Source organism: Micromonospora sp. NBRC 110009, assembly GCF_030518795.1.
GTDB lineage: Bacteria > Actinomycetota > Actinomycetes > Mycobacteriales > Micromonosporaceae > Micromonospora.
In genome coordinates this window covers 3995963-4015761 of sequence record NZ_CP130427.1, presented here as the reverse complement: position 1 = coordinate 4015761, position 19799 = coordinate 3995963, and the positions used below count along the sequence as shown (strand labels likewise).

Annotated in this window: 24 protein-coding genes; 13 read left to right on the top strand and 11 right to left on the bottom strand. The window is 70.5% G+C overall.

All coding sequences use genetic code 11. The features are described from left to right. Positions 1-46: 46 nt before the first annotated feature. On the bottom strand, positions 47-1567 hold the full coding sequence (locus Q2K19_RS19325) for an RNB domain-containing ribonuclease (RefSeq protein WP_302762709.1): 1521 nt from the start codon (positions 1565-1567) through the stop codon (positions 47-49). Positions 1568-1624: 57 nt separating this feature from the next. On the opposite strand from Q2K19_RS19325, the gene Q2K19_RS19320 reads away from it, so the two are divergent. The 3 genes from Q2K19_RS19320 to Q2K19_RS19310 all read left to right on the top strand — a co-directional run bounded on the left by Q2K19_RS19320 (position 1625) and on the right by Q2K19_RS19310 (position 4785). Continuing rightward, the gene (locus tag Q2K19_RS19320; RefSeq protein WP_302762707.1) at positions 1625-2758 is read left to right on the top strand and encodes a hypothetical protein; all 1134 of its coding nucleotides are present in this window, start codon (positions 1625-1627) and stop codon (positions 2756-2758) included. Between the two features lie 262 nt (positions 2759-3020). After that, the gene (locus tag Q2K19_RS19315; RefSeq protein ID WP_302762706.1) at positions 3021-3452 is read left to right on the top strand and encodes a hypothetical protein; all 432 of its coding nucleotides are present in this window, start codon (positions 3021-3023) and stop codon (positions 3450-3452) included. Positions 3453-3510: 58 nt separating this feature from the next. Continuing rightward, positions 3511-4785, top strand: a complete 1275-nt coding sequence (locus Q2K19_RS19310; RefSeq protein ID WP_302762704.1) for a M48 family metallopeptidase — start codon at positions 3511-3513, stop codon at positions 4783-4785. Here Q2K19_RS19310 and Q2K19_RS19305 read toward each other — a convergent pair. Together Q2K19_RS19305 and Q2K19_RS19300 are read right to left on the bottom strand one after the other, a co-directional pair. After that, on the bottom strand, positions 4746-5717 hold the full coding sequence (locus tag Q2K19_RS19305) for a hypothetical protein (protein ID WP_302762702.1): 972 nt from the start codon (positions 5715-5717) through the stop codon (positions 4746-4748). The genes Q2K19_RS19310 and Q2K19_RS19305 overlap by 40 nt on opposite strands. Beyond that, on the bottom strand, positions 5711-6043 hold the full coding sequence (locus tag Q2K19_RS19300; RefSeq protein WP_302762701.1) for a PadR family transcriptional regulator: 333 nt from the start codon (positions 6041-6043) through the stop codon (positions 5711-5713). Before Q2K19_RS19300 ends, Q2K19_RS19305 begins: the two co-directional genes overlap by 7 nt. A gap of 68 nt (positions 6044-6111) precedes the next feature. On the opposite strand from Q2K19_RS19300, the gene Q2K19_RS19295 reads away from it, so the two are divergent. From Q2K19_RS19295 to Q2K19_RS19285, 3 genes are all read left to right on the top strand, one after another. Beyond that, the gene (locus Q2K19_RS19295) at positions 6112-7182 is read left to right on the top strand and encodes a DNA glycosylase AlkZ-like family protein (RefSeq protein ID WP_302762700.1); all 1071 of its coding nucleotides are present in this window, start codon (positions 6112-6114) and stop codon (positions 7180-7182) included. Between the two features lie 46 nt (positions 7183-7228). Continuing rightward, the gene (locus tag Q2K19_RS19290) at positions 7229-7564 is read left to right on the top strand and encodes a glyoxalase superfamily protein (protein WP_302762699.1); all 336 of its coding nucleotides are present in this window, start codon (positions 7229-7231) and stop codon (positions 7562-7564) included. A 67-nt stretch (positions 7565-7631) separates the two neighbouring features. Beyond that, positions 7632-7991, top strand: a complete 360-nt coding sequence (locus tag Q2K19_RS19285) for a YybH family protein (protein WP_302762698.1) — start codon at positions 7632-7634, stop codon at positions 7989-7991. On the opposite strand, the gene Q2K19_RS19280 is transcribed toward Q2K19_RS19285, so the two are convergent. Further along, positions 7930-8562: a TetR/AcrR family transcriptional regulator gene (locus Q2K19_RS19280; protein WP_302762696.1), complete on the bottom strand. Its 633-nt coding sequence runs from the start codon at positions 8560-8562 to the stop codon at positions 7930-7932. The genes Q2K19_RS19285 and Q2K19_RS19280 overlap by 62 nt on opposite strands. A gap of 74 nt (positions 8563-8636) precedes the next feature. Here Q2K19_RS19280 and Q2K19_RS19275 point away from each other — a divergent pair, with 74 nt between their 5' ends. Continuing rightward, a complete protein-coding gene (locus tag Q2K19_RS19275; RefSeq protein WP_302762694.1) occupies positions 8637-9206 on the top strand; it encodes a GNAT family N-acetyltransferase in 570 nt (189 codons plus the stop codon). 13 nt (positions 9207-9219) lie between these two features. Here the strand turns inward: Q2K19_RS19275 and Q2K19_RS19270 are convergent, their stop codons facing one another. The 6 genes from Q2K19_RS19270 to Q2K19_RS19245 form a co-directional block, all read right to left on the bottom strand. Further along, positions 9220-9879, bottom strand: coding sequence for a DNA alkylation repair protein (locus Q2K19_RS19270; RefSeq protein ID WP_446839800.1), 660 nt, complete (start codon positions 9877-9879; stop codon positions 9220-9222). A gap of 190 nt (positions 9880-10069) precedes the next feature. Beyond that, a complete protein-coding gene (locus Q2K19_RS19265) occupies positions 10070-10564 on the bottom strand; it encodes a GNAT family N-acetyltransferase (protein WP_302762692.1) in 495 nt (164 codons plus the stop codon). Positions 10565-10754: 190 nt separating this feature from the next. Continuing rightward, the gene (locus tag Q2K19_RS19260; RefSeq protein ID WP_302762690.1) at positions 10755-11042 is read right to left on the bottom strand and encodes a hypothetical protein; all 288 of its coding nucleotides are present in this window, start codon (positions 11040-11042) and stop codon (positions 10755-10757) included. 14 nt (positions 11043-11056) lie between these two features. After that, the gene (locus Q2K19_RS19255; RefSeq protein ID WP_302762688.1) at positions 11057-11536 is read right to left on the bottom strand and encodes an NUDIX domain-containing protein; all 480 of its coding nucleotides are present in this window, start codon (positions 11534-11536) and stop codon (positions 11057-11059) included. A gap of 334 nt (positions 11537-11870) precedes the next feature. Continuing rightward, a complete protein-coding gene (locus Q2K19_RS19250; protein ID WP_302762687.1) occupies positions 11871-12458 on the bottom strand; it encodes a GrpB family protein in 588 nt (195 codons plus the stop codon). A 292-nt stretch (positions 12459-12750) separates the two neighbouring features. Continuing rightward, complete coding sequence (locus Q2K19_RS19245; protein WP_302762686.1) at positions 12751-13089, bottom strand: hypothetical protein; 339 nt, start codon at positions 13087-13089, stop codon at positions 12751-12753. Between the two features lie 129 nt (positions 13090-13218). Between Q2K19_RS19245 and Q2K19_RS19240 the strand changes: the two genes are divergently transcribed. From Q2K19_RS19240 to Q2K19_RS19225, 4 genes are all read left to right on the top strand, one after another. Next, positions 13219-13749, top strand: a complete 531-nt coding sequence (locus Q2K19_RS19240) for a GNAT family N-acetyltransferase (RefSeq protein ID WP_302762685.1) — start codon at positions 13219-13221, stop codon at positions 13747-13749. 236 nt (positions 13750-13985) lie between these two features. Continuing rightward, on the top strand, positions 13986-14669 hold the full coding sequence (locus Q2K19_RS19235; RefSeq protein ID WP_302762684.1) for an SAM-dependent methyltransferase: 684 nt from the start codon (positions 13986-13988) through the stop codon (positions 14667-14669). 447 nt (positions 14670-15116) lie between these two features. Continuing rightward, positions 15117-15623 (top strand): SigE family RNA polymerase sigma factor, encoded by a 507-nt coding sequence (locus Q2K19_RS19230; protein ID WP_368046151.1) that lies wholly within the window; start codon positions 15117-15119, stop codon positions 15621-15623. Continuing rightward, on the top strand, positions 15620-16438 hold the full coding sequence (locus tag Q2K19_RS19225; RefSeq protein WP_302762683.1) for a hypothetical protein: 819 nt from the start codon (positions 15620-15622) through the stop codon (positions 16436-16438). Before Q2K19_RS19230 ends, Q2K19_RS19225 begins: the two co-directional genes overlap by 4 nt. A 266-nt stretch (positions 16439-16704) precedes the next feature. Here Q2K19_RS19225 and Q2K19_RS19220 read toward each other — a convergent pair whose 3' ends face one another. Further along, on the bottom strand, positions 16705-17229 hold the full coding sequence (locus tag Q2K19_RS19220) for an HAD domain-containing protein (RefSeq protein WP_302772630.1): 525 nt from the start codon (positions 17227-17229) through the stop codon (positions 16705-16707). 142 nt (positions 17230-17371) lie between these two features. On the opposite strand from Q2K19_RS19220, the gene Q2K19_RS19215 reads away from it, so the two are divergent. Continuing rightward, positions 17372-18007, top strand: coding sequence for a hypothetical protein (locus Q2K19_RS19215; protein WP_302762681.1), 636 nt, complete (start codon positions 17372-17374; stop codon positions 18005-18007). Positions 18008-18469: 462 nt separating this feature from the next. Continuing rightward, positions 18470-19483, top strand: coding sequence for an IS110 family RNA-guided transposase (locus Q2K19_RS19210; RefSeq protein WP_302762633.1), 1014 nt, complete (start codon positions 18470-18472; stop codon positions 19481-19483). The last annotated feature ends 316 nt before the right edge of the window (positions 19484-19799 follow it).

Here is a 19799-nt window from a genome sequence, read left to right as displayed (position 1 = left end):
CGGGCGGCCGGGCGGCCAGGCCCTGTGACAATCCCCGCTGCGGGGGTCAGGCGCGTTCGAAGAGGACCTTCCGCTCGACCGGGTCGGCGGTGACCAGGCGGACCGGGACCCGGTCGCCGAGCGGCAGCTCGCCGAGGCAGCGGGCGCGGACCGGCGGCTCGTCCAGCGCGACCGTTCCGCCCGGCGGCCGGCCCGGCCGGCCGCCGTTCCCGGACGGGCGGGCGGGTCTGTCCCCGCCGTCCGTGCCCGGCCGCCCGGGTTGCGCCTGCCCCGGCTGGCGGGGCACCTCGGCGGCCGGCCGGGGCGCGTCCACGTCGAGCACCGCCGCCTCGAACGTCTCCCCCACCCGGTGGGCCAGCAGCACCGCCTCGGCCAGCTCGACCGCGCCCCGGGTGGCCGCCGACGCGGTCCGGTCGGTGCTCGCCATCACCTCCGGCAGCTTCGGCAGCGCGGCGCGTACCCAGTCCGGCACCTCCCGGCCCTCGTGCAGGGCGAGACAGACCTCGGTCGCGTACCGGTCGGCGAGCCGGCGCAGCGGGGCCGTCACGTGGGCGTACGCGGCCGCCACCCCGCCGTGCTCCGGCTGCTCCGGCAGCTCGCCGTCGAAGGCGGTGTACGCGGCCCCGCGCATCAGCTCGGCCGCCTGGTCGATGAAGGCCGCCGCCCGGGGCTGGGAGGCGTCCAGCCCGGCGAGCACCTCACCGACGGACGTCCCCGCCGGCCAGTGCACGCCCAGCGGGCCGGCGGCCAGCCGCAGCCGCTCCACCGCCTCGGGGCGGGGTGGCGGCATGGTCCGCAGCAGCCCGATCCGGCCGGCGAGCATGATCTCGGCGGCGGCCATCCCGGTCAGCAGGGAGATCTGGGCGTTGTGGTCCTCCATCGGGCCGGGCCCGCGCAGCACCAGCCGCCAGCCGTCGCCGTCGGGCTCGACGTCCTGTTCGGGCAGCGGCAGGTTGACCGCGCCCCGGCGCAGCCCGCGGGCGGTGAGCAGGGCGCCGATCTCGGGCAGCAGGGCGATCGGCTCGGGCAGCCGGCCGGCGTCGGCGGCGGCCTGGACGCCGACGTAGTCGAGCTTGGCCCGGCTGCGTACCCGGGCACGTTCCAGCGCGACGCCGACCGTGCCGCCGTCGGCGTCGAGGTCGATGGTCCAGAGCACCGCTGCCCGGTCGGCGTCGGGCAGCAGGCTGGCGGCGCCCTCGCTGAGCGTGTGCGGGTGCAGCGGCACGTTGCCGTCGGGCAGGTAGACGGTCTGCCCCCGGCGCCAGGTCTCCTCCTCCAGCGCGCCACCGGGGCGGACGTGGGTGGCGACGTCGGCGATGGCGTACCGGACCCGGAAACCGCCACCGGGGCGGCGGCCGAGGTGCATCGCCTGGTCGAGGTCGCGGGACGCCGCCGGGTCGACCGTGACGAACGGGACGTCGGTGCGATCGGCGGCCGCGGGCAGCGGCGCGGCCGCCGCCTCGTCGGCCTCGCGCTGCGCCGCGGCCGGGAATCGCTCGGGCAGTCCCAGCTCGCGGCGCAGCGCGCCGAAGTCGATGCGGGGCGCCAGTACACGTCGGATCACCACGGGGTCAATCCTGACAGCGCGGCGCGTGATCCGCTCCCCCGACGCGGCGGCGCGACGGTGGGCGGCGAGCCGGGTGGTCAGGCGGTGGTCCGCCGGGTGCTCGCCGGCTTGGCCGTCGACCGGCCCGCGACCACCCGGGTGCCGGCCGGCTTGCGGGCGGCGGTGACCCGCTTGTGGGTGCCGGTCGAGGTGCTCGTCCTGGCCTCGACCGGGCCCACGGCCCCGGCGGCCCTCCTTCCCGCCGCCTTGCGCGCGGTGGTGGCGGAGGTGCCGGTGGCCTTCCGCGCCGGCGCCTTCTTCGCCGCCGCGGTGCGGGCGCCCCCGCTCGGGCGGGTCGCCGCGGTCGTCTTCCTCACCGTGGTCTTCTTCGCCGCCGTGGTCTTCTTCGCGGCGGTCGTCTTCTTCGCCGGCGCCTTCTTGGCCGCGGGTGCCTTCTTCGCCGCCGCCGTGGTCTTCTTGGCGGGCGCCTTCTTCGCGGCCGTGGTCTTCTTCGCCGCCGCGGTGGTCTTCTTCGCCGGGGCCTTCTTCGCGGCCGCGGTGGTCTTCTTCGCCGGGGCCTTCTTCGCCACCGCCGTGGTCTTCTTCGCGGGCGCCTTCTTCGCGGCCGCCGTGGTCTTCTTCGCCGGGGCCTTCTTCGCCACCGCCGTGGTCTTCTTCGCGGGCGCCTTCTTCGCGGCCGCCGTGGTCTTCTTCGCCGGGGCCTTCCTCGCCGCCGCGGTGGTCTTCCGCGCGGTGGCCTTCTTGGCGGGCGCCTTCTTCGCGGTGGTCTTCGTGGCCGGAGCCTTCTTCGCGGGGGCCGTCCGCGCCGCCGACACGACCTTCTTCGCGGCGGCCTTCCGGCCGACCGCCTTCTTCGCGGGCACCCGACCGGCGCCGGCGCCGGAGGCGTTCGGGGAGGCCTTGGTGACCGTCGCCGTCCGGGCGGTGGCTCCACCGACGGTGCGCTTCGCCGCGGTGGTCTTCTTCGGGGTGGTACCTTTCGCCGCTGGGCGGGTGGTGGCCTGCTGTGCTACGGCCATCTCGGTTCCCTCCTTGGGGACGTGCTCTCGCCCTCGCGGAGCACGGATCACCTCGACGCGGGCCGTCCCGCGCCGTCTACCTCTCCTCCCCGGCCCAACGGGCGTCCTCCGCGTCCCACGCTTCGTTGCGCTCCCGCACCTGCTGCAGGGCGTTCTCCGCGTCGGCGGCTGAGGCGTACGGTCCGAGAACGTGCTTCGCGGGACACACGTCGGCATCGGTCTCGACCCGGTGGTGTCGCGTGCACCAGTAGTAGTGCCCACCACTTCCGTTGTCGCTCATTCGATCACTGTGCACCGGGTTCCGCCCGGCCGCCACCGGAACGCCCGAAATAGTCGTCTATGTCCTCCACAGTAGACGTGCCCGATCGGGTGCGGAGGCGAAACGGCGAAAGACGGGGCAGCCGGGTGGCCGGTCGGTGTCGGACAATCCCCGGGTGCGGTACGGGGGAGGACGCTCGGCACACCGGCGACGCTGGCTGGTCGCCGGCACGGTGCTCGTGGTGCTCGCCGCGGTGGGTGCCGCGGTGGCCCCGCCCCTCCTGCGGGACCGGTCCCAGCAGCGGCTGGAGCGCCGCGCCGAGCGCGAGGTGACGGCCACCGCCCAGCGCACCAGGGCTGCCCTGCTGGCCGAGCCGGCCGCGCGGGAGACCGCCCTGCGGGACGCCGCGGGCGCCGTGGCGGGGGTCGAGGTGCTGACCGTGGCGGCCGACCCCGCCGGGGTCCGACTGGTCTTCCGGGTACGCGTGGCGAAGACCGCCGCGTCGGTGTTCGGCTGGCAGCGGGCCACCGCCGAGGGGTGCTTCGCCCAGGTGGTACGCCGGGCCGGCGCCCCGGCCGCGCTGGAGCGGCTGCCCTGTCCGAGCTGACCGGGTCCGCCGAACGGCCGGTATCCCCGGCGGGCGATCCCGGCGAGGATCGGCGGTCATGATCACCACGATGGCCGGTACGGGGGCCTGTCCGGAGTGCGGCGCGGCGACGGTGTCGATCCACGAGGCGATGCCCTGGTGCGCCGGTTGCGAATGGAATCTCGACGGCTACGACCGGGCCCGCCAGGCGCGCGAGTTCGGCTGGTCCTGGATCGACCGGCGGACCCACCGGCTCGCGGCCCGGCTCACCCGACACCAGTACGCCGCGCTCGTCGCCCGCCCGCTGGAGTCGTCCGGGCCGGGCCTGGCCGGTGTGCTGACGGTCGGCGTCTCGCTGCTGCTCCTGGCGGGGGTGCTGGCGTTGGCGGCGGCCGGGGTCTGGCTGCTCTTCGCGTACCCGTTCCCGAATTTCGCGGTCGTCTTCGGGGTGGCGCTGATCGCGCTGGCGGTGGCGCTGCGGCCCCGGTTCGGCCGGATCGACCCGGACCTGGAGGTGCTCACCCGCGACGAGGCGCCCGAGCTGCACGCCCTGGTCGAGGAGGTGGCGGGCGCGCTCGGCGCGCCGGTGCCGCACGTCATCGGCGTCGACAGCGACATCAACGCGTACGCGACCTCGGTGGGGCTGCGCCGGCGGCGGGTGCTCGCCCTGGGGCTGCCGCTGTGGGGCGCGCTCGACGGGCAGACGCGGGTGGCGCTGCTCGGCCACGAGCTCGGCCACTTCGTCAACGGCGACGTCCGGCGCGGGCCGGTGACCCAGCCGGCGTTGACCATGCTCGGCACCGCCGCTGACCTGTTCCGTCCGGCGGGCGGCGTCCAGGGCGGCGGGATCCTGGAGCTGATCGGCGAGTGGCTGGGCCGGATGGTGTCCTGGACGCTGTCCAAGCTGCTCTTCGTCGGTCACCTGGTGCTGGTCGCCACCGCGCTGCGGGACAGCCAGCGGGCCGAGTACCTGGCCGACGAGATGTCCGCCCGGGTGGCCGGCACGGCGGGGGCCACCCGCCTGCTCGACGTGCTGCTGAGCGAGGAGTCGGTGGCGCTGGTGGTCCGCCAGGGAGCCCGGGGCGGGCACGGAGCGGCCACCTGGCGGGCGGGGCTGGCCCGCTCGCTGGACGGGGCGGCCGAACGGCTGCCGCTGGTGCGCCAGCTCTCCATCCGGGAGGACACCTCGCTGTTCACCACCCATCCCCCGGCGGGCCTGCGCCACCGGATGCTCACCGCGCGCCAGTGGCAGGACCCCAGGGTGGTGCTCACCGAGGACCGCGCCGGGCGGATCGACGCGGAGCTGGCCCGGCACTACGAGCGGACGGGCCGAATCGCCAGCTGGTCCGCCTGAGACCGGTCCGCCCGCGCCGCGCCGACGGCGTACGCCAGCGCGTACGGGGTGCAGGCCAGGTAGAGGAAGGGCTGCAGCTCCACCAGGTCGCTGATCAGGAAGATCTCCGACGGTGTCGGTCGGGGTAGTCCGAGGGACGAGTCGGTCAAGCTGGTGACGAGCCACAGTGGCGCGGAGATCCGGTCGATGGTGTCGGCCTGCGCCACCCCGTCGATGACGGTCTCCGGACCGCCGGGGATGTGGTTGATCACCATGAGCGCCACGGCGAGGTCGGCGAGGGCGAGCGCGCACAGCACGCCGACCCACCAGGCGGCCCGGGTGCGGCCTCGGACGGCGAGCGCCCCCACGAGGTGGAGCACCAGGGTGAGTCCGGGGAGCCACACCAGCAGGGCCGGCGCGACGCGGACCAGGTCGTCGGTGGTCGTGTTCAAGGCGTACTCCGCACCGACGGCGGTCAGGCCGATGGGCAGCACGATGCCGAGCGCGGTACGGACCGGGCCGGTGCGGGCGCCGCGGACGGCGCTGGCGTAGGCGAGCCAGGCCAGCAGCATCGCGAGGCCGGCCGTGAGGACGGTCAGCATCGACGGCTGGGCGTCGGTCAGCCACTGCGCCGGGGCAAAGGCCTGGTTGACCGCGATGTTCATCAGCAGGCCCGAGGCCAGAATGATGATCAGGCAGGCCGGCGGGGCCAGCAGCAGGGTCGCCGCCGTCCGGCAGGCCCGGGCGTCGAACCGGGGCCGGTCGGCGACCGGCTCGCTGGCGCGGCTGACGGCCAGGCTGCCGGCGAAGCGCAGCATCCGCCACCGCTCCCCCCGCTCCGCCAGCACGTGCAGCTCGGCGTCCCACTCCCGGGACAGCTCGCTGCGCAGCTCCGCCGGCCAGCGCCGCACCGCCGCGCGCAGCAGGTACGCGGCCAGCCGCCGGGTCACCACGCCGGGGCACCCGTCGGCTCGGCACCGCCCTGGAACCCGTGACGGTCCGGGGCGAGCGCGCGCAACTCGGCCAGCGCCTGCCGGGCGGCCCGGACGCCCTCGGCGGTGAGCCGGTAGTAGCGACGGGCAGGCCGGGCGGCGGCGACCGGGTCGACGTCCTCCCAGTTGGCGCTGAGCCAGCCGGCGGCCTGCAGCCGGTGCAGGACGGGGTAGAGGGTGCCGCTGGGCAGGCCGGTGAGCTTCATCAGGTCGAGTCCGTAGCGCGGGGCCTCGGGATCGGCGACGAGCGCGGAGAGCACCTTCGCCACCGGGATGGTCATCCGCATGGGTCGAACTCTATCGGAACTCTACATAGGGTGTCGAGGATGTCGGCACCCGGTACTAACCTCGCCCCGTGACCACGCACCGGCTCGACCGCGCCACCGCCCGCCGCGTCGCCGTCCGGGCCCAACTGCTCGACGCGCACCGCCCCACCGACCTGCGCGCGGTGGTGGACCGGTTGACGTTCCTCCAGTTGGACCCGACCGCCGCCGTCGCGCCCAACGCCGACCTGGTCGCCTGGACCCGACTCGGCGCCGCGTACCAGCCGAGTCACCTGACCCGGGCCCTCGAGGAGGAGCGCGCCCTCTTCGAGCAACGAGCGATGGTGCGGCCGATGGCCGACCTGGGGCTGCACCTCGCCGAGACGGCCGCCTGGCCGGAGGACGCCCGCCGGCGCGACTGGCTGGCGGCCAACGACGCGTTCCGGCGGTACGTGCTCGACCTGCTGCGCGACTCCGGCCCGCTGCTGAGCCGGGACGTGCCGGACCGCAGTGTCGTGCCGTGGCCGTCGACCGGCTGGACCAACAACCGCAACGTCACCCAGCTGCTGGAGTTCCTCAACGCGCGCGGCGAGGTGGCCATATCCGGCCGGGTCGGACGGCAGCGGACGTGGGACCTGGCCGAGCGGGTCTACCCGCCCGGCACGCCGATCGTCCCCGCCGAGGAGGCCCGCCGGAGGCGCGACGAGCGACTGCTCCGCTCGCTCGGCGTCGCCCGCCCCGTGGTGGTCGGCGCGGCCGGCGAGCCGGCCGAGATCGAGGGTACGTCCGGCGTGTGGCGGGTCGACCCGGCGGCGCTCGACGGCGCGCCGTTCACCGGGCGCACCGCCCTGCTGTCCCCGTTCGACCGGCTGGTGCACGACCGCCAACGGGCCCTCGAACTCTTCGACTTCGAGTACCGCCTGGAGATGTACGTGCCGAAGGCGCAGCGGCGCTGGGGCTACTTCGCGCTGCCGGTGCTGCACCACGAGCGGCTGGTCGGCAAGGTGGACGCCACGGCCGACCGGAAGGCCAAAGTGCTGCGGGTCCACGCGATCCACGAGGACGTCCCGTTCCCGCCGGAGCTGACGGCGGCGCTACGCGAGGAACTGACGGCGCTGGCGTCCTGGCTGGGCCTACCGGAGGTCCGCCTCCCGTCGGCCTGACCGGCCGGCATTGCCGGCCCCGTCCTCGTCGGTCCACACTGGCCGGATGAACGAACGCCTCGCGCCTGTCCTGCGCACCGCGGACGCGAACGCCGCCGCGGCCTGGTACGCCCGGCTCGGTTTCCGGAAGCAGTGGGAGCACCGGTTCGCCCCGGAGCTGCCGCTGTACGTGAGCATCGCCCGGGGCGCCCTGGAGATCCACCTCTCGGAGCACACCGGGGACGCCCGGCCGGGGACGTTGTTGTACCTCTACGTCGACGACCTCGACGCCGCGGCGGCGGCCTGCGGGGTGGACCGGGTCGAGCAGCAGGACTGGGGACGTGAGTTCGAGGTGACGGACCCGGATGGCAACCGCCTGCGGATCGGCGCGGTGCAGCGCTGAGGCGGGAGTCCCCTCGCGGCTGGCCGACTCCGCCGCAACCCGGTCTCTGGAATGGCAGGGTGGAGCCGTGGACAGGAAGCAGGTGACCGGTTGGCTCGCGGCCTACGACGAGGCGTGGCGGACGCCGGGCACGGCCGCGCTCGCCCGCATCTTCACCGCGGACGCGCGCTATCTGCAGGGGCCCTACCGGGCACCGCTCATCGGCCTGCCGGCCATCGCTCGGATGTGGGAGAGCGAGCGCGACGGCCCCGACGAGGTGTTCGAGATGACCAGGGAGATCGTCGCGGTCGAGGGCGACACCGCAGTGGCGCGCGTGGAGGTCAGGTACGGCGACCCGGTCGACCAGGAGTACCGCGACCTCTGGATCATGCGCTTCGCCGAGGACGGGCGCTGCCAATCGTTCGAGGAGTGGCCGTTCCAGCGGTGACGGTGAGGTGGTGCCGGACCGCGGCAGTGACCCGGTGCTGGTCCCCGGTGGCGAGGAGGTCGAGCAGCGCGCCCCGGAGCACCGCGAGCGCCAGGGTGCGGCGAGCGGCACCCTCCTCGCTGTCCCGCTCGGGCTGTGGTTGACACGCGGCCAGGACGGCGAGCCAGTCGTCCACGGTCGCCCGGGCGAATCCGCCCCACGCGCCGTCGGGCTCGACGAGGGAGCGGGCGTACGCCTCGGCCCACAGCCGCAGCAGGCGCCGATGCTCCTCGGCAGCGAGCCACGCCCAGACCTGCTCGACCGCCGGGACCAGGCCGACGGGTGCTCCGTGGCTGGTCTGTCCGAGACGGTCCAGGATCGCCAGCTCGTCGGCGCGGGCCCGCGCCAGCAGCGCCCGTACCAGGCCGTCCTTGTTGCCGAACAGGAACATCAGCACCCGTGGGCTGGAGCCGATGGCCGCGGCCAGCGGCCGAAGGGACAGGTCGGCCAGGCCGTGCTCGAGCACGTACCGGTAGGCGGCTTCCAACAGCTCCGTCTTCCGGGCGGACGGCGTTGTCGTGTCCTGGGACATGGGGGTAGCCTACCCGCCACTGAAACAGTCGTGTCAGTAGGCACCCGTCGGCAGGGAGCCGGAAGGGGCAACCCATGTCACAGCAGGAGCAGCAGCCGCGAGTCGTCGTACGCCGGGCGGAGCGCCCCGGCGATCTGGGCTGGGTGGTGATGGCCCACGGCGAGGTCTACGACCAGCAGTTCGGCTGGGACACCGACTTCGAGGCGCTGGTCGCCAGGATCGTGGCCGACTACGCCGTCGACCACGACCCGGCCCGGGAAGCGGCCTGGATCGCCGAGGTCGAGGGCGAACGGGCGGGATGCGTCTTCTGTGTCGCGGGCGACCAACCCGGGGTGGCCAAGCTGCGGATCCTGCTCGTCACCCCGGCCGCCCGCGGCCTCGGCGTCGGCACCCTCCTGGTCGAGAGGTGCCTGACCTTCGCTCGCGAGGCCGGCTACCGGCGGATCACGTTGTGGACCAACGATGTACTGGTGTCGGCGCGCCGGATCTACGAGGCGTTCGGGTTCACCCTGACCGATGAGGAGCCGCATCGCAGCTTCGGCCACGACCTCGTCGGCCAGAACTGGACCCTCGACCTGGGCCCGGGACCGGCGGTCGGTGCGGGACGCGCAGCTGACGGGTCATCGCCTCCGGCACGAGCGTGAGCGCGAAGCTTTCCTACTTGTCGTGCTGTCGGCGCACCATCTCGGTGATCCAGATGGGCGCGAACGGAGACGTGCAGCCCGGGGAAGTCGGGTAGTCCTCGAGCACCTTCAAGCGCTCACCGATGTCGATGGCACGGGCGCGGTGCTCGGCATGCTCGATCCCGATCTGAGCCAGGCAGTGGTTCATCGCCCACTGCAGGCGATCCGGGGCGTCTTTCATCTCCGCCTCGATGACGTCGAGCAGCCCTGCGAGGTCGAGGCCCTCGGGCTCCTTCGTCACGCGTTCGGTGGTCAGCGCCCAGCCGGCACTCGCGACCACCGGATCCGGATCGGCGGACCAGGCCAGACGCAGCTCTTCGGAGTGCGGGTTCTTCTTCACCACGTAGGTCACGAGCCAGTCGTGCACCTTGGGTGTGCGCGCCTCGCGCAACATGACGTCCAACTCGTCACGCTCGAACGCCTTCGGACGGCAGATCAGGATCGCCAGCAGTCTCGCCGCGGTGTCATCCGTCTCCCAGAGCTGGCACGCGAGTTCCTGCTGCGTCCTCAGCCGCTTCGCGAGCGCGCGCAGCTTGCCGAGGTTCACCCCGTGATCGTCGCCGTGTTTCTCGTTCACCTCGCGGGTCTTCGGATCCTCCAGTTCGGCCAGCTCGGCCATCACCTCGGCCACCATCGTCTCCGTCAGCGTCGTCTCGGCCACCTCAGCCTCCTGTCCATCACGGGCGAGATGCAGCCTACGAGGGGGTTGGCCTGCTGTCGTACCCGCCGGTTCGGCGGCAGCCACCCACCGCAGTCAGGCGACGACACCCAAGCCTCGCGCCGAGGACGCTGGCGAGCGAAGGAGCCCGAGCGAAGGAGCCTCGCTAGACGCGCGGCAGCGCGAGCCAGTCCTGCCAGGTGATGTCGCGGCCCAGATAGCGAGGCTGCTGGAAGGGCCAGTCGGCGGCGATCCAGTGCGGCACCAGCGCGTCGAGCGCGCGCTCCACCTCGCCGCCTACGAGGTCGTCCACCACCCACCAGGAGACCTCTCCGTCGGAGCCGGTGCGCTCCGGCGGGTCGATGTAGACGCAGCCGAAGATCGCCGTCTCCTCCGCGTCCAGCAGCGCGTAGTTGAACGACTGGTGCGCGGCAATCTCCTTCTCGTGCCGCCGCAGGTCGATGCGGTTCGCTTCATACGTCATCGTCTCCTGGGGCCAAGCCCAGGCCGGACCGAAGATTTCCCACAAGCGCTCTCGGGAGCCCATCACGGCGGGGTAGTCGCGCGCGGCGTCCGCCTCCCGGATCGGCCGCACATGAAGCGCGGTGTTGGGCACGGGCACGTAGACGGGGTGGACGAAGTCCTCAGGCAGCCAACTCATCGGGGCCGAGACTACAACCGACCGGCGCGGGGTGCTCCAGGGCTGCATACAACGAGGTCGCAGCCCTGATCGAGGCTGCGACCCGGTGGGGCGACGGACGAGTCGACCCGTACGCCGGATTCTGGATGCAGCACCGGCGCTGAACTGCGGAAACAGCACCGCAACCACCCGTCAGGGCGTCTGTAGGGCGTCACGCCTCCTCCTCGCCGCCGAACAGCTCGTCGATCGCCCGCCGGGTCCGCTCCTCGCTCGACGGCATCAGGTGGGTACAGGTCCCGACCTGAGACGTTCGTATCTGCAACAAGCGTTCGCGCTCGTTCAGCCACCGCTTTCGTGCGGTCAAGAGAAGTGCCAACGCGCCGCCCGTTCCAGCACCTACCGTGAGACCGGTCTTGATGGCTTCTATCTGCAGCCGAGCCTCCTCGGCTTGGTTGCCGACACCCTCGACCAGCGACAGCAGGAGGAAAACCGAGGCCATAGCCGCTATTGCGGCTAACATGCACGACAGTCGGCCTTGGTTCCTCGGTCGTCCTGGTTACAGTCGGTGACATCTGAGTGCCTGCGGGCGCACTCAAACTCAGGCAGAGAACGAACCATTGCCGCCAAGACACCATGCACGAGGGGAAGGCCGCCCAGCTCGCTGATCCCGACCCATGCGATGTCGTCATGCTCGTCAGGTGCACGGTTGGTCGGAGAGCCAACCCAGTCTCCGATTTGCCAGACGCCCACGTGAACGGCGTCCTCACCACTGCCGGCATGCAAGACGCCCAACCGTGAAGCGGACTCCGCCACAATGTGAACACCGAGCTCCTCGTGCATCTCACGCGCGAGGGCTTGTAGTTCCGACTCACCCGCTTCGACCTGCCCCCCGGGCAGGTCCCAGACATCTGGGTATGCCCGTTTGGTCGGCCTGCGGTGTACTAGCAGGACCGCGCCGTTTTCGACGAGTGCGCCTGTGACGACGACATGCATGACGGGAGTAGAGCACAGGGATAGGACAAGCTCGCTCCAGCCAAAGGGCGCGACCAGACGTCCGGATCTAGCCGCGATCCGATCGCTACGGGGCGTGGCAGACCGTCGCCGGCGGTTCGGCCCTGCCGCGATGCGCGCCAGTGTCGCGGACCGTGAAGGCTTCCGCGGCGCCGTTTGAGGATCATGTCGGGCATCAGGTGGGACGTGAGCGTCAAGCATGTCCCGTGACAGGACACGTGCCTAGTCCCACCACATCCTTGACGGATCCGTCCCACCACATCTTTGCCCTCGGTCTAGACGACGCAGCGATTGACGAGGTGGACCGGGCCAGCGGCTACGTTGTGCTACCGGGTTTGCTGATCTTCATGTCTCTGGTTCTGGCCCACGCCCGAGCCTCTTCAGTCAGCTTCCCGATCAGGTCAGTCTTACCCTCGGTGTACGCCTCACGGTCGTTCGGGTAGCGGCCTGCCAAGTCTCGCTTGAGTGCTTCGTAGTCGGCACGGGCGTCGGGATGGGTTCGTAGGTAGTCCCGAAACGCCAGGACATTGAGGTAACGCGGCGAGCCGGTCGGCACCAGGTGCAGGTGGTGGGTCCGGTGGCTGGGGCGTGGCTTGCAGAACCAGTGCATGACCTCAGCGCGGTAGGGCCAGTAGCAGTAGCTCAGGGGCTTTAGCAGCTCGATGCAGGGGCGTGACGACTCCAGGTCCGCGACGCCAACCATGATGTCGATGACCGGCTTGGCGGCGAGCCCAGGCACTGCTGTGCTGCCGACGTGGTGGACACCGCCAGTGATCCAGGCACCGATGGTTTCATTGATCACGCTGGCCTCTTCGGCGAACCGCTCAGCCCAATCGGCGTCGTGCGGCTCGATGTGGACAGGGGCGTTGACCTCGTGCGAATCGCTGCTATGGCTGTCCGGCATAGCAGCCACTCTGCCAGGAGAGCGATTCCGTCGCAGTCCCCCGCAGTGAGCCGGCGATCATGTCGAGCATCTGGCGGGACGCGACCGTCAAGCATGTCCCGTGACGGGACAGGCCGGCTGCCGGCGGTGTCGGGCTCCACTTGATCCGTTACAGATCAGCTTCACTTGAAGGGCGACAGTCAGCGGACCCCTTCTGTTCTGCTGTCACATTTCGTAACCGGCATATCGCCGAGGGTAGCGATCCCTGATGCCGCTTAGGACGCCCGGTCAGCGGCAAATGAGTGAACGCCGCTCAGCTGGGCGATGAGTCGTCCGGCGCTTCGAGGACCAATCCCGTCATGTCCAACAGTCGCTGGTAGTACAGGGCCTCATCGTCGTCCAGTTCGGGGATGACACGGAGGAGTTCCTGTTCGCATGCCGCAAGGATGTCCCCCCGCCCGTCATCGATGTTTCCGCCTCGATGCAGCCAGGTACTGACGCAGCCGGCCACATTGGAATCGAGCAGCACCATGCTGACGCCGGCCACATCAGCGCTTCTCAGCTGGCCAGGAAACGGGGCCTGCGTGTGCGCCTCCCAGAGTTCGGCGACTGCCGCAAGTCGGTCTGTCATGCGAACGAGCGCTCCGATCATCGACCGGGTACCGACTGTAGACGTACTCTTCTCGGCAAAGTCGTGCCGCCGCGACGCCGGTCGGCGGCAGATGCGTGCGAGGAAAATCGTGTTGAGGCGCATTGCTCGGCACTGGCTAGATTCGGTGGCATGCGCACCATCACGAGCAACCGCCTCCTGCTGCGCCCTTGGCGCGATGACGACGCCGAGTTTCTCCTGGATCTCGAGTCGCGCTGGGAGGTCGTACGCTTCTTGGGCGCGCATCCCACGACCATGAGCACCCGCGAGGACGCACTCGCCTCGATCGCACGCCGGCGCGCCATCGACGACCCGATCCACGGAATCTGGGCCATCAGCACCGCCACGGATGGCCGCCTGGTGGGAAACCTTCTGCTCAAACCGCTTCCCCTGTCGGCCGGCGAGCCCTCCGGCGGGCCGAACGACGTCGAGATCGGCTGGCACCTGCATCCGGACGCCTGGGGACGCGGCTACGCCACCGAAGCCGCAGACGCCGTCCTCGCCGATGCATTCAGCCGGGGTCTGACGAAGGTCCTCGCCGTCACGGATCCCGACAACCATGCCTCCCAGGCCGTCTGCCGGCGGCTCGGCATGACGCATTCCGGCCGGACGACGAGGTACTACGACACGCCGAACGAACTCTTTGAGAAGCTGGCCAGCTGACCGGCGAGACCGCCACGGTCGCTTCCCTCCCTTCTCCACCACTCCGGCACAATCGGCAGAGCCGGACGTCGTCGCCTGGCGGACGAACGCCCGATCAGCGGCAGTTGAGTGTGCCGGGACCGCCATACCAACGAAAACCCGATGCGCGGTGGGTCAAGACTTGGCACTCTCGGTCGATGGCGCCAACCGATGAACTCAGCGCCCTACGTCACATACGTATGCGCTGGAATACACCATTGTCGGAGGACCACGCCGCCCTACTCCTCCACCGGCTCGACATCCCCGCTGGTGCTCGCGTACTGGACCTCGGATGCGGGTGGGGCGAGCTACTCCTACGAGCGGTTGCCACCAACGGCACATCCGGCGCACTCTCGACGACAGGCATCGGTGTCGACACCGACGACGCAGCACTGGCACGCGGCCGCGTGCTTGCCGCTGACCGGTCACTGGACACGCAGGTGACCTTCGTGAAACACGATGCGGCGGCCTGGCGCGAGCCAGCCGAGCGGGTCCTGTGCATCGGCGCCTCGCACGCCTTCGGCGGGACGGCAGCGGCCCTCAAGGCACTCGCCGAACTGGTACCTCCAGGCGGGCGCCTCTTGTTCGGTGATGGGTACTGGGAGCGTCCGCCCACCATCGAGGCCACGGAGATCTTCGGCGACGAGACCATGCCTCTGGCAGACCTCATCGAGCAGGCACGAGCGCTGGGCTGGCGAGTCTTGCACTTCAGCACCGCCGACCAAAGGGAATGGGACGACTTTGAGGCCACGTGGCGTGCGGGCCGGCAGGAGTGGTTGCTGGAGCATGCCGATGACCCCCGGGCGACCGAGGTCCGTGACGAACTCGATGCCCAGCTGAGCCAGTACGTCGACGTCTACCGCGGCGTTCTCGGTCTTGCGTATCTCGTACTCGGTCGCTGACGTGCTTACAGCCGTTCCTCGGCTTCAGCGGCTTACAGGACGACGTTCGAGCCCGCAGTCTGGCAACGCCCTCACATCGGCTACGAGCGGACGCTGACCGGGCGCGCGGTCTGCGGCAGATCCGGTAGCTCGATCTTGGGTGGCAAGATCTCTCGTCGGGGGCGCCGGCTACCGACATCATCAGGCCATCAACCTCGATGCTGGCCGCCGGGCGCCCCTCATATCGTCACTGACGATTGCCGGTGCCGCCGTCCGGCCGGGTGCGCTGGCGACGCGCCCGTACGGTCGGTGGTGTCCCGTTCGCCCAATGTCCCGCGGGCCATCGTCGGCGTGTATGGCACAGGTGCGCGGCGAGGCCTATCAGTGGGCGCAAGAAACGTCTGGAGTCGGCTGAACCCGGCATTGGGTCTAGCGGTAGATGGGGTAGCCACGAGGGAGGCGATGTGAATCGCGAACAACGAGAAGCGGATTTCGTCGGGTTCTTCGGCAGTCGGGTGGTCGCCCTGCGTCGCCTGGCCTACGCGCTGTGCGGCGACTGGGCACACAGCGGAGGACCTGACCCAGAGCGCGTTCGTTGCTGTCTATCGACGGTGGGGGCATGTCCGGCTGGAGACGGCCGACGCGTATGCCCGGCGGGTGCTGGTCAACACGTTCCTGTCGCACCGACGCCGGCATCGACGCGAGTCGGTGGTGCCCCAGGTTCGGGACGAGCCCGCGCCTGGGCCTGGCGATCCTGCGCTGCGGCTGGACCTGAGCCACGTGTTGGCCCAGCTTCCGCCGCGACAACGGGCAGCTGTGGTGCTGCGGCATCTGGCCGACTTGTCGGTGGTGGAGGTGGCTGACCTGCTCGGCATGGCGGAGGGCACGGTCAAGAGCCAGACCGCCCGGGGTTTGGAGACGCTGAAGAAGTACCTGGAGTCGGACATCGAGATGAATGGAAGGACGAGAGCATGAACGAGCAGGCGATCCAGGACGCGCTGCGGGTGCACGTGACCATCGACGAACCACCTGTGCGGCTGCGGTCGGACCAAGTAGTGCGAGCCGGCCGGCGGTCGCGGGCCATGCACCGGTTGGCCTATGCCGGCGGAGTCGTAGCCCTGGCCGGCGTGGTGGCGGTCGGGGGGCATGTGGCGGGAGGCCTCTTTGGCAGCACCGCGAGCCAGCCCGGTTCGCCCACGTGGACCTACGATCCGACGGTCTGCGCGAGCATCCCATCGGCGGCGGCGATCGTCCCGACCGAGAACGCGCCCGCGCCGGCCCAAGTGAATGGGTCGAATCAACTCGCCAACCGGATGTCGTGCTACCTGCGCACCGCGGTGCCGGCGGCTATGCCCGGCGCCACCTTCGCCGACAATCCCGCCCGCGGCACGCCCTACCTGGTAGCCGGGCCGGGCATGTTCGAGGGCGAGGGGTTTGCGGCCACCGCGCTGGTGACCACGGCCGCCGGCACCGGACTGCTGCTGTTCCAGGCCACCCACGAGACCATCAGCACCGATACCTGGACCAGCCGGTGCAACGGGCCTGACGCCAAGGGCGAGTGCCGCACCGGCCCGCACGGCGAACGCATCCAGATCATGGACTTCGGTCCCGACTCCGCCGGGGTCTGGGGCCGCACCGTTATGGTCTACAGTGGACACACCACGATCCTGGCCGGGGCGCACAACGCACCCGAGTCCGACAACAGCCGGCCCACGATGACGGAACCACCGCTGACCGTGGAGCAGCTCATTGCCCTGGCCTGCGACCCCGCGTTCGTTCTCTTCCCATAGCCCGGAATGCTTGCACTCGCCACCGGTCGCCTGTGTTCCGGCCATCCGCACCCGGTTGCCGCACTCGCCACGCCCACGCCCTCGCCCTAGCCGCCGACCGCGCGCCGAGACGCGGGCAACGAGCATCCGATCCACGTATGGCCGCATCGAGTATGCGCGCGGAATTGCCGTCGTCATGCCGACGGGACCTGCCCTTTGGCCTCCAAGACCAGGCGCGCTCATCTCGGCAGATCCGCGCACACTCAGCGGCATGAGCGTGCAGGCGATCAAGCGGCGCCCTCACCCTGCGGGAGCCATTGACGGATCGCTTCGAAATCCGCTTCGGTCAGGCCCGCGTATGGGTCGACACGGTGCAGCAACGCCCGCGCCGGGTGATGAGCCGCGACCCATCGCGGGTCAGCATCAGTTGTCTCGTCGTCAAGCCAGACGAACGGGCGTCCGGCTGCCCACTGGGTCAGGAACGCGGTCTTCCAGTGCAGACCGTGCTCCGGATTTTCGTCGCCGTCCGGCCATTCGACGACGGGCAGGTCCGGAAGCCCGAGCCGTGGTGAGACGACCTCGTTCGCCTCCGCCATCCACGTCGTTGCCCAGACCAGCTGGCATCCCAGGGCCAACAGTCTGCGCCCGTCATCTGGGTCGAGCCGATCGAGTAGAGGGTTGCCAGTGCCGTCCAGCGGCTGCGTGACGGCACCGCCTAAGGAACGCATGCGGCCAACGGGCCGGGCTTTGAACGGGATCAGCGGTCCGTCTACATCGAGGAAGACCAAGGGGCGGTTGGCAAAGCCGGGCATCACGCGCGAACCGTATCGCGGGGCCGATCCGGGCTGGGCCAGGCACGCGCGCTCTTTCGACTACGACCGAGCGTCCGACCCCGGCGCACCTCATCACGGAGCGTGGCGTCCGATCGGCGGCAAACAGCGTACGCCTGGGTGCATGACCGGGGAGCATGATGACGTGGAATTGGCGTACGGGGTCGATGGTCCGCGAACACGGTTCGAGGCGAAGCTGAGCGACCTTCGAGGCCGGCGGCTTACGGCAGTCGACTACTGGGATGTCCATAACTTCGGCCCTGAACCGACGCGATGGGACTACGGCGACTGGCATCACGCTGTCATGGGCGTTCAGCTCACCACCGACCTGGGACCCGTGACGGTGACCTGGACCGCTACCTTCGACCCCTACGGCGTCGAGGTCTTCCACGACCCTATCGAGGACCACCTTGTCCTGGGTGAAGGCGGCCCGAAGCGGGTCGGCCCGGACCCCGATCCCGCGAGTCCCTGGGCTCAACACCTCGGGTCGCTGATCTGCGGTACCGCCTTCCATTGGGAGCGGCTGGAACTGGGGCCGAGCCGGCGGGCCGATGGCAGCATCGTCGGGCCTGCGCACGCTGTGGACCTGCCGACGGCACTCCGTATCGACTTCCACGCGGGACCAGTGTGGTTTGTCGCTGCCAGCGCACAGCCACCGGAGATGCAGCACGTCCTCATCCCCGGCGACGAGATCATGGTTGTCTTCTCCGGCGAGAAGATGCGCGACATGGGCTTCGACGACCTGGCGTTCCTCCAATAGTTCAGGGCGCATGCTCATCGGCATGATCGAACGCACTGACATCGGCAGAAACGGATGCCTGGCCACCAGTGTCGTGGGCGGCCGGCGTTACGGTCCGTGTCCGGCATGCTCAAGGCCCGTGTAACCCGTCAACTGGAGTCACCGTGTAACGGATCTGTGAGGCTCGCGGTGGTGGTCCTGGGTGGGCTGCTGCCAGGATCGGTGCCGGTGGTCGGGGCTGACTCCTAACGCATCTGGCCGTCTACGGACGTGCCCTGCGCTTGACCTGTCGTCTCTGACCGCCGGCACCGGCGTGGCTCACCGTCTGGCCTGATCAGAAGCTTGCCCGCCATGCGGCGTGGCTCATCACAGATGTGCCGTAGGTGTCTCCACCCAGGCCGGTGCCAACGTCAACCACCGCCCCTGGGAAGGAGCAACGGTGTAATGCCCATGCTTGCAGAATCGGTCGACGCCGTCATCGGCGTGGACACCCACACCGACACGCACACCGCATGCCTGCTCGACGGTGCTGGCCGGGAGATCGCGACCGTCACCGTCGAGGCGAGCCCGGACGGCTATAGCAAGGTGATCGCCTGGGCCGTCCAGCAGGCGCCTGGCCCCCGGTTGACCTGGGCGGTGGAAGGCTGCCGCTCGCACGGAGCCGGCCTGCTGCGGGCGCTGCTGGCCGCAGGACAGCAGGTCGTCGAAGCCGGTCGCCCGCAACGCGTGGGGCGTCGACCAGGTGGCAAGTCTGATCCGTCCGATGCCCGTCTGGCCGCCCGCACCGCCCTGGCCGCGGGACATCACGCTCAGCCGCGTAGCGACGGCGACCGGGAAGCGTTACGCATCCTGCTCGTGGCCCGCGAGCACGCCAACGCGACCCGCACCGCCGCGATCAACGTGTTCAAGGCACTGCTGTTGACCGCACCCGACCAGCTGCGCGAGCCGCTACGCCGACAGTCAACGCCGCGGCAGACAGCCGCCTGCGCCCTGCTGCGGGTCCACGCCCGCCACACCCCCGCCGAGCGGGTCCTGCGGCAGACCCTACGCAGCCTGGCCCAACGCATTCGTCAGCTGGACAAAGAGATCCGCGCCAACGAACGCCAACTCCACCACCTGGTCGACATCGTCATGCCCGCGTTGCTGGCCGAACCCGGCGTCGGCCCGGTCAGCGCCGCACACCTCATCACCGCCTGGTCCCACCCCGGCCGATGCCGCTCCGAGGCCGCCTTCGCCGCCCTCGCCGGCGTCAGCCCACTGCAGGCATCCTCCGGCCGCATCACCCGCCACCGGCTCAACCGCTTCGGCGACCGCCAGCTCAACCGAGCCCTACACACCATCGTCAACTGGCGCATGATCCACGGCCACGAACCCACCCAGCACTACCTCACCCGCCGACGCGCCCAACAGAAATCCGACGCCGAAATCCGCCGCTGCCTCAAGCGCTACACCGCCCGACACATGTTCCGCCTCATGGAAACCGCCAGGAGGACTTGACGAGCCATAGAAGCGTCAAGCGGAGTACGACAGGGTGCCTGGTCTCGCGTGATGGTTGACGAAACGGCGTCGCAGGACCCTTGACGCCAGATCGTGATCGAACAGTGCCGATGCTGGCCGGGTTCCGGCCTGTCGTAGGGCAGTCGCCCTTCGTTCCAGACTACGGCGCAGGTCATGGTTCTTGGCAGGATGGTGGAGTGAAGCCAGCGCTGACTCTCGACATGGCAACACGCCCTGGTGACGTTGTTCGGGCGGCCGGGTCGTGGCTCGGGGATCGGCTGGCGCCGTGCGGATTTCGGTGGGTGGCCTCGACTAC